The 7,797-nt window shown below is 62.8% G+C and carries 6 protein-coding genes and 1 tRNA gene; 3 read left to right on the top strand and 4 right to left on the bottom strand.

Going from position 1 to position 7,797, the window contains the following annotated elements:
• On the bottom strand, positions 1-834 hold an 834-nt coding region (locus QZY07_RS21440), incomplete at its 3' end, for an Rpn family recombination-promoting nuclease/putative transposase (protein WP_295407170.1).
• Here QZY07_RS21440 and QZY07_RS21435 point away from each other — a divergent pair.
• Entirely contained in the window at positions 781-1,764 is a 984-nt protein-coding gene (locus QZY07_RS21435; protein WP_295407167.1) for a site-specific integrase, read from the top strand. The two genes, QZY07_RS21440 and QZY07_RS21435, sit on opposite strands and share 54 nt — an antisense overlap.
• A gap of 14 nt (positions 1,765-1,778) precedes the next feature.
• Here QZY07_RS21435 and QZY07_RS21430 read toward each other — a convergent pair.
• Together QZY07_RS21430 and ccsA are read right to left on the bottom strand one after the other, a co-directional pair.
• Positions 1,779-1,854, bottom strand: a tRNA-Ala gene (locus tag QZY07_RS21430).
• A 115-nt stretch (positions 1,855-1,969) separates the two neighbouring features.
• Positions 1,970-2,776 carry a cytochrome c biogenesis protein CcsA gene (gene ccsA, locus QZY07_RS21425; RefSeq protein ID WP_295407164.1) on the bottom strand — a complete coding sequence of 269 codons (807 nt, stop codon included), beginning with the start codon at positions 2,774-2,776 and terminating at the stop codon, positions 1,970-1,972.
• 140 nt (positions 2,777-2,916) lie between these two features.
• On the opposite strand from ccsA, the gene ffh reads away from it, so the two are divergent.
• Together ffh and mepA are read left to right on the top strand one after the other, a co-directional pair.
• Positions 2,917-4,338 carry a signal recognition particle protein gene (gene ffh, locus QZY07_RS21420; protein ID WP_295407162.1) on the top strand — a complete coding sequence of 474 codons (1,422 nt, stop codon included), beginning with the start codon at positions 2,917-2,919 and terminating at the stop codon, positions 4,336-4,338.
• Positions 4,339-4,388: 50 nt separating this feature from the next.
• Positions 4,389-5,225, top strand: coding sequence for a penicillin-insensitive murein endopeptidase (gene mepA, locus QZY07_RS21415; protein ID WP_295407159.1), 837 nt, complete (start codon positions 4,389-4,391; stop codon positions 5,223-5,225).
• 87 nt (positions 5,226-5,312) lie between these two features.
• Here mepA and QZY07_RS21410 read toward each other — a convergent pair whose 3' ends face one another.
• Entirely contained in the window at positions 5,313-7,685 is a 2,373-nt protein-coding gene (locus tag QZY07_RS21410) for a hypothetical protein (RefSeq protein ID WP_295407156.1), read from the bottom strand.
• Positions 7,686-7,797 lie beyond the last annotated feature (112 nt).

The following is a 7,797-nucleotide window of genomic DNA, read 5'->3' as shown; positions in this document are numbered from 1 at the left end:
GAGGCGCTGACGCAGGTGGTCATCAACCTGACCGAAACGCGCTTCCAGGATCTCGATCAGCGTTTCGACCAGCGCCTCCATGCGACCGCAGTCCATGCCTTGCCGCAGTCCCTGCTGAATGCCCTGCTGGATCCCCTGCTGGATCCCCTGCTGGATCCCCTGCTGAATCCCTTTTTCGATCCCGCGTTCGATCCATTCTTGAGCAACGGTCATGTGCAAACTCTCCTCGCGTTCGGGCTTGGCTTCGGCCAGCGCGGCGCGGAATTGGGTTTCGGTGATGGCGTAGTGGCGCACAATATAGACCAAAACCTGCCGTTCCAGTGCCTCGCCGTCGGGGAGGTCGCGCAGAATGCGAGCGAGGTCAGCCGGCGCGAGATCGCGCACGAAGACGGCGCACAGGGCACCGAGCGCGGCGCGCACGGCGGGATCGGCGGAACGGTCGGGATAGGGCATCGGCCCCAGCTCGCGCACCTGATAGCGCAGATCGCGCAGCCACTCCCGCACCTCGTCATCGGTGTCCAGACACTCCAGAATCGAGGTCGGGACGCTCCAGGGCTGGCGGCCATGATAGAGCACCAGGGGCAGGATCGGCGGCAGGCGACGCAAGCGCGATGCCCGGCCTTCGGCATAGCGGGTCCAGATCCGCACCAGATAACCGAGTAGTTGCAGCGGGGTGCCGGGGTCGGGCGCGCTTTTGTGTTCGAGCAGCACATAGAGTAGCGCCGGCTTGCCGCCGGTGAGTCTGACCTGATAGAGCCGGTCGCTCCGGGTGTCGCGCAGATGCTCATCGATGTAAGTGCCATCGAGCAGGCAGAAGCCCACAGCGCAAAGCAATGGGGCGAGCAGCCGAGCCGGACCTTTGATGAACTGATGGTTGGCTACCTGAAGGCGAGCGAAGCGGACAAGCGGCCATCGGGGTTCCAGCGAGATAAGGAAATCGTCCGCAACCTCCGACAGCATTTTGGGGGAACAGAATTGTCCGCATTGTCACCGTTGCTGATTCGGCTTTATGTCGATCACCGTCGAACAGTGGTCGCAAACGGAACGGTTAATCGAGAACTTTGCGTCCTCTCGTCGGCGATTAATTACGCTCGCCGCGAATGGGAGTGGGATATACCGAACCCCGTTCCTGGACGCAAATTGAGGACACCGGAAGGGCGGGTACGCTGGATGACCCGCGAAGAATCGGTACGTTTATTGGATGAGGCGAGCCGCGAACCCCAGGCACCGCACCTGACCGACTTCATTCGACTGGCGCTCAACACGGGTTGTCGGAAAGGCGAATTGCTCGGGTTGGAATGGAAGCGGGTCGATCTCCAGGCGGGGCTGATCCTCCTGGAAGCCGACCACACCAAAACACTCAAGAGAAGAAGCGTACCAATCAATGCGGATGCCCGCGAAGCGATCCTATCACGGTCGCGATTTAGAGCGCGACATTGCCCATTGAGTCCATGGGTGTTCTGTCATGAGGACGGGTCGAGGGTGTTGGACCTGAAGCGGAGTTTCACCACCGCCCGGAAGCGAGCCGGTATCGAGGATTTCAGGGTGCATGATCTGAGGCACACCTGCGCCGCTTGGTTAGTCTCGGCGGGGGTGCCACTGACCGCTGTTCGCGATCTGTTGGGGCATACGACTGTCAAGATGACCGAAAGATACGCGCATCTTGCACCGGAGAATGTGCGCGCAGCCGTCGCGATGATCGAGAGCGACGAGTCACGTTTAAGTCACGTCGGGAAATTGAAGGTGGTCACGACCACAGGGTAAAGGCTTGATTTATATGGTGGAGCCGAGGGGGATCGAACCCCTGACCTCCGCATTGCGAACGCGGCGCTCTCCCAGCTGAGCTACGGCCCCAGGATTGAAAATCCGGTTCCTGGATCGACTGGCGATCCACGAAACCGGTCGCCTTCGCGACCGGTCAATTCTGCATCTATTCGGCGCTTGGATACAAGGCCAAGTTTGAATGGAATTACGTTTTCAGAACAAATTCCAGAACCGCCTTGGTGCCGAAATAGGCGAGGATCAGGATAACGAAGCCGCCGAGTGTCCAGATAATCGCGGTGCGGCCGCGCCAGCCCTTGCGGAAGCGGCCGATCAGCAGACCGCCGAACACCAGCCAGGCGAGCACCGAAAGGACGGTTTTGTGCACCAGATGCTGGGCGAACATGTTCTCCAGAAAGGCGAAGCCGCTTAGCAGTGCCAGCGTGAGCAGCACGAAGCCGGCGGTGATCATCTCGAACAGCAGGCTTTCCATGGTCTGAAGCGGCGGCAGGGTGCGGATGAAACCGCCGACCCGACGGCGCCGCAGATGGCGGTCCTGCACCGCGAGCAGGATTGCCTGGCCCGAGGCCAGCGTCAGCAGGCTGTAGGCGAGCATCGACAGCAGGACATGAATTTTCAGCGACCAGCTCGCCGTGGGTCGCAGAAAACTAACCTCGGCAAAATTGGCCTCCAGAATCAGGCTCAGCGCGGCGGCCGGCAGCAGGATCAGACCGAGATTGTCGACCGGTTTGGTCAGACTGGAGACGAGTAGCAGCGCAATGATCGTCCAGGAGGTCAGAGCCAGGGCATGATAGAAGCCCAGATTGAGGCCGGCACTGCTGAAGATGCTATCCCACAAGAGCCAGCTATGCAGGGCCAGGCCAGCAAAGCCGACGAAGATGGCGAGATTGCGCTCGGGGATCCATCCCTCCTTGCGAAACAGGCGCAGACCGATCAAGGCGGCGGCGGCCAGGTAGCAGAGGGTGGCGACGGTGGCAAGGAGGGTATGAGTCATAAGCTCGACAGCATGGTGCAAGTAAAGTGGGACTGAAAACGACGCGGGGCATTGCGTGCGTCATATTATACTCGCAAGTTATACGCTACATCGCTGACAGTCTATTTTATCGCTGACAGCTCTCTTTTCGAGGTCGGATCATGTTCGAGAATCTCCAGGACCGTTTTGAAGGCGTCCTGACCAATCTGCGCGGACAGGGCCGCCTGACCGAGGACAACATCAAGGACACCCTGCGCGAGGTGCGCATGGCCCTGCTGGAGGCGGATGTGGCGCTGCCGGTGGTGCGCCGGTTCGTCGAGGAGATCCGCGAGAAGGCGCTCGGCGAGGCGGTGACCCGCAGCCTGACCCCCGGTCAGGTGCTGATCAAGATCGTCAATGACGAACTGGTCAGCATCATGGGTCAGGCCAATGAGCAGCTTGACCTGACGACTCAGCCGCCGGCGGTGGTGCTGATGGCGGGCCTGCAGGGCTCGGGCAAGACCACCAGCGTGGCCAAGCTCGCCCGCTGGCTCCAGGAAAAACAAAAGAAATCGGTCATGGTGGTCAGTTGCGACGTGTACCGTCCGGCCGCCATCGAACAGTTGAAGACGGTTGCCGCCGAGGTGGGTGCGGAGTTCTATCCCAGCAGTGGCGATCAGGATCCGGTCGAGATCGCCAGGCGCGCGCTGGATAGCGCCCGCAAGCATTATAAAGACGTGCTGATCGTCGATACCGCCGGTCGTCTGCATGTGGACGTGGCGATGATGGACGAGATCAAGGCCATCCATGCCGCTTTGAATCCGATCGAGACGCTCTTTGTTGTCGACGCCATGACCGGCCAGGACGCGGCCAACACGGCCAAGGCGTTCGACGAGGCGCTGCCGCTGACCGGCGTGATCCTGACCAAGACCGACGGCGATGCGCGCGGCGGCGCGGCGCTCTCGATCCGCCAGATCACGGGCAAGCCGATCAAGTTTCTCGGCACGGGCGAAAAAACCACGGCGCTCGAAGCCTTTCATCCGGACCGGGTTGCCTCGCGCATCCTTGGTATGGGCGACGTGGTCTCGCTGGTCGAGGAGGTACAGGCCAAGGTCGACCGGGACAAGGCCGAAAAGCTGGTCAAAAAGCTCAAGAAAGGAAAGGACTTCGATCTGGCCGACTTCAAGGAGCAGCTAGAGCAGATGAACCAGATGGGCGGGATCGCGAGCCTGATGGAAAAACTCCCCGGCATGGGTCAGATTCCGGAACATGTCAAGAATCGCGCCAACGACCGGGAGATGGGCAAGCTGGTCGCCATCATCAACTCCATGACCCTTAACGAGCGCCGTTTCCCGGCCGTCATCAAGGGCTCCAGAAAGCGCCGGATCGCGGCCGGCTCGGGGACTCAGGTGCAGGACGTGAATCAACTGCTGAAACAGTTCATGCAGATGCAAAAAATGATGAAAAAGATGAAGGGCGGCGGCATGGCCAAGATGATGCGGTCGATGCAGGGCCGGATGCCGCCGGGCTTCGGGCCGGGCGGCGGCTTGCCGCCGGGTGGAATGCCGCCGGGTGGAATGCCGCCCGGCGGGTTTCCGATGTGAGGCAGATTCGGATGTTCAACGCCAAGGTTTTCCATCGTTCGGACAGAACCATGTATGCGCCGGTGCTGCTTGGCACGCTGCTCTGTCTGTGTCTTCCCGCGTCGGACGGACTGGCCACCCCCTGGGCGGAGGTGAGATCCCCAAGCCAGGGGCCGATCCAGGTCATCGGGGGCGTGTCCAACGGTTGTATCGGCGGCGCGGATGCACTGCCGGAAACGGGCGCCGGTTATGTCAGCATCCGGCGCTATCGCAACCGCTATTACGGGCATCCCGAGTTGCTCCGGTTCATCGAGGAGGTCGGGCGTGCCCAGCAGCGTCGGCGCGGTCTTGCGATGATGGTCGGCGATCTCAGCCAGCCGCGCGGCGGACTCATGTCGTCCTCGCATCGCAGCCATCAGAATGGTCTGGACGTGGACATCTGGTTCACGCTGGCGGACTCGCCCGCCGACGCCAGACGACGGATGGACCAGCAACCCGATCCTCGGAGCATGGTGCGCCCGGACGGTCTGTCCGTGAGCGACGCCTGGGGCGAGGATCAGCGCTTTCTGATCGAAACCGCCGCGCGTCACCGCTCGGTGGAACGCATCTTCGTCAATCCGGCGATCAAACGCGAATTGTGCCGGAGCGCGACTGCCGAGCGCGGCTGGCTGCGCAAGGTACGCCCCTGGAAGGGACATGACGCTCATTTCCATGTGCGTCTGGCCTGTCCGCCGGGGAGCCCGCAATGCGATCGACAGGCTGCACTGCCGCCCGGAGATGGCTGTGGCGAGGAGCTTACCTGGTGGTTCAGCGAGGAGGCCCGCAGGCCCATCAAGAAAAAACCCGGCCAGGGTTCTAGCGCACCCGTTCCTCCTGCGTCCTGTCGCGCGATCTTGAATGGTTCATAACTGTTAAACCGCGCCCAGGAGACGGATGCCTCGTTGCGATCGCTCGGCTTGGGCGGTGCAACCGGCCGGCGTTAGAGTCGACGCGGTTCAAGAGCGGCGTTGCAGCTCCTGATCGCCGGCGCCAGTCGTTCCTTCATCCTCGTCGAGGCGCGAGCAGAGCAGGTTGCCGAGACTGTCTTCGTAAAAGAGGATGCGTGCCTGAAGCGCCGAGAGACGGGTCTCCGCTTCATCCAGCTCGCTGTCCTGGTTCGGTTTGCGGATGTCCACTGCCTGTAATTCCTCGCGCAGGCGAGCGAGGCGTTCGCGCTCCAGGCGTTCGGCTTTTTCGAGCGCCTTCAGCTCCCGCGTGGACTCGCGCAGGGTTTTGGTATCGATGGCGGCATTCCCGCGCGACCAGAAGCCTTTTTTGGTCCGCCGGTCCGTTGCGGCGGACGGCGCGGTCGCTTCGGCGATGGTGCGCGTCAGAGCGGCGGCCTGCGTCTGCCGTGCGGCCAGCTCGGTTTCCGCCGTCGCGATTTGCTGGCGGAGGGTCTCGATCCTTGCTCGCACGGCGCGCCCGCTCTCGCGCAGCGCGTTACGGTCCGCGACCTGCCGCGCTTCCAGCCCACGCAGTCGGTCGAGTTCCTCGCGCATGCCGGTCTGACGCACCTGGAGCGCTTCGCGCCTGCGCTTGAGGTCCAGCTCGCCGATCAGCCGCTGCTCGGCCTGCTGAAATTCGAGGTCGGTCTGGCGGATCGCCGCCTGGTGCTCATCGCGGAGTCGTTCGATCTCCCGCGCGCGCAGATGCAACTCCTCCCGCGTCAAGGCCTGCGACTGCTCAAACGCTTCCCGATGCTGGCGCAGGTCTTCCTCTTCCTGGGCCTTGCGTCGCTCCCATTCCTCGCGCGCCTGTTGCAACTCGTTGGCCAGTTCGCTTCGGCGATGGTCCATGCGCGCCTTGGTCTCTTGATCGAGTTGCGCCTGTACTTGCGCAATCCGCGCGCGCAACTCCTGATCGTAGGCCGTCAACTCAAGGTTGCGGCGGCGTTGCGCGAACGCCTGCTCCTGGTCGAGATTCTCCCGGCGACGGGCGAGCAGTTCCTCCTCGAAGGACTGTTCGGCCTGGTATTTCAGTAAGGGCTGACGGATTTCCAGCAACCCCTGGCGACGGGCATGGAAGGCGTCAGGGTCCGTCTCGAAGGACTGCCAAAGATGCGCGAACTCGACCGGATTCAGACGTTTCGCGGGATCCTCCGGCAGCTCGAAGCCGGGGATCTCGGCCAGGCCGCCCGCGAGATATTTGCAATACTGCAATTGCAGTCTCTCGTTGAAATAGGCGCCCACGGCGGGCGGCTCGAAGAGCTTGAGCGCGATCAAGGCGAAGAACAGGACGCCGAGCGCCGCCTGTGAAAACCCTTCCACCGTCTCGAAATGCGGCACGCCGCGCTCGTCGGGACTCTCGCGCAGCGCTTGCAGGATCCTGGAGCGCGCGGCGAACGTCAGACGTGGCGGCTGCGCCTCCACCTGCCGCGCGGTCTCCTCTGCCGTCGCCTGATCGAGGCGCTGCTGCCATTCCTGGCGCAGGAGCCGCAGCGCCTCCGATTCGGTGCGCAGCGCCTGCTCAAGATCGCCGATGCGTTGCGCGACCGTCGCCAGGCGGCGGTCGATTTCCGCTTGCTTGGCGGTCAGCACCGCAGCTAGCCGATCGGCATTGGCCTCCCATTTGCGCGCCTCTGGCCCCCGGCCCTCGGGGCGGCCATCGCGACCCATCAACTCGTCGCCGACGCGCGCTTGCGCCGCGGCCAGATCCTGCCGCAGAACCGCAATTTCGGGCGCATATTCGGCCTCGATCCGGGCGCGTTGTTCGCGTTCCAGCGTCAGCGACTGGTTGAGCCGCTCGATCTGCGCCTCCAGCGGCTGGGCGCGGTCTCGATACAAGGCATCGATCTGGGCGGCACGCGCATTGACCTGTTGCTTCAACGCCGCGTCGCGTTGGGCGAAATACTGTTCGACTTGACGCTGATGATAGGAGGCGATGTCATCGGCCCGAATCAACTTGGCGAGAAAGGGCGCGGTCACGTAAAGCGAAATCGCGACGATGGCGACCCGCACCAGCAAACCGAACATCCAGCGCGCGAGCGAACCGATGCCTTGGTTGGTTCCAAGGTTCCCGCGCCGCAAGCGCAGGGCGGGCCGCTCGGATAGAATCAGCGAGGCGTCGACGATCCAGATGATCGCGAACATCAGCGCGAACAGGAAAAGCCCCGCCACCGGACTCAGCCAGCCGGCCCCCTGGGGGACGATGGAGGCGCCGATCAGCCCCCAGACGATTCCTTCGAGACTGGCCATCAAGAGGATGACGACCCAGGCGAAACCCAGCCAGACCGTCACGGCCGGGGTTGCCAGGTTCTCGCCGTAGGGCCTGAGCCTGAGAAAATTCAAGCGTGGGACATGAGAGAACAGATCCAAACGCATTCCCATCGATTTAATCTCCTGACCGGACTCGTATGACGCGTGAGAAGTTTAGGCTTTCGGCAAGCCGCCGACGAACGGCATTCAGCCTGCGGCTGTCGCTTGCGCCCGGTCCATGAGG

It is taken from the genome of uncultured Thiocystis sp. (assembly GCF_903866365.1).
Lineage (GTDB): Bacteria > Pseudomonadota > Gammaproteobacteria > Chromatiales > Chromatiaceae > Chromatium.
The sequence above is the reverse complement of the archived record's forward strand: the minus strand, read 5'-3'. Positions and strand labels throughout refer to the sequence as shown.

Bases quoted from the DNA above. Each gene is read 5' to 3' on its own strand.
- QZY07_RS21435 (WP_295407167.1), top strand. From the start codon at position 781: ATGCTCATCGATGTAAGTGCCATCGAGCAGGCAGAAGCCCACAGCGCA.
- ccsA (WP_295407164.1), bottom strand. From the start codon at position 2,776: ATGACTCATACCCTCCTTGCCACCGTCGCCACCCTCTGCTACCTGGCC.
- ffh (WP_295407162.1), top strand. From the start codon at position 2,917: ATGTTCGAGAATCTCCAGGACCGTTTTGAAGGCGTCCTGACCAATCTG.
- mepA (WP_295407159.1), top strand. From the start codon at position 4,389: ATGTATGCGCCGGTGCTGCTTGGCACGCTGCTCTGTCTGTGTCTTCCC.
- QZY07_RS21410 (WP_295407156.1), bottom strand. From the start codon at position 7,685: ATGGGAATGCGTTTGGATCTGTTCTCTCATGTCCCACGCTTGAATTTT.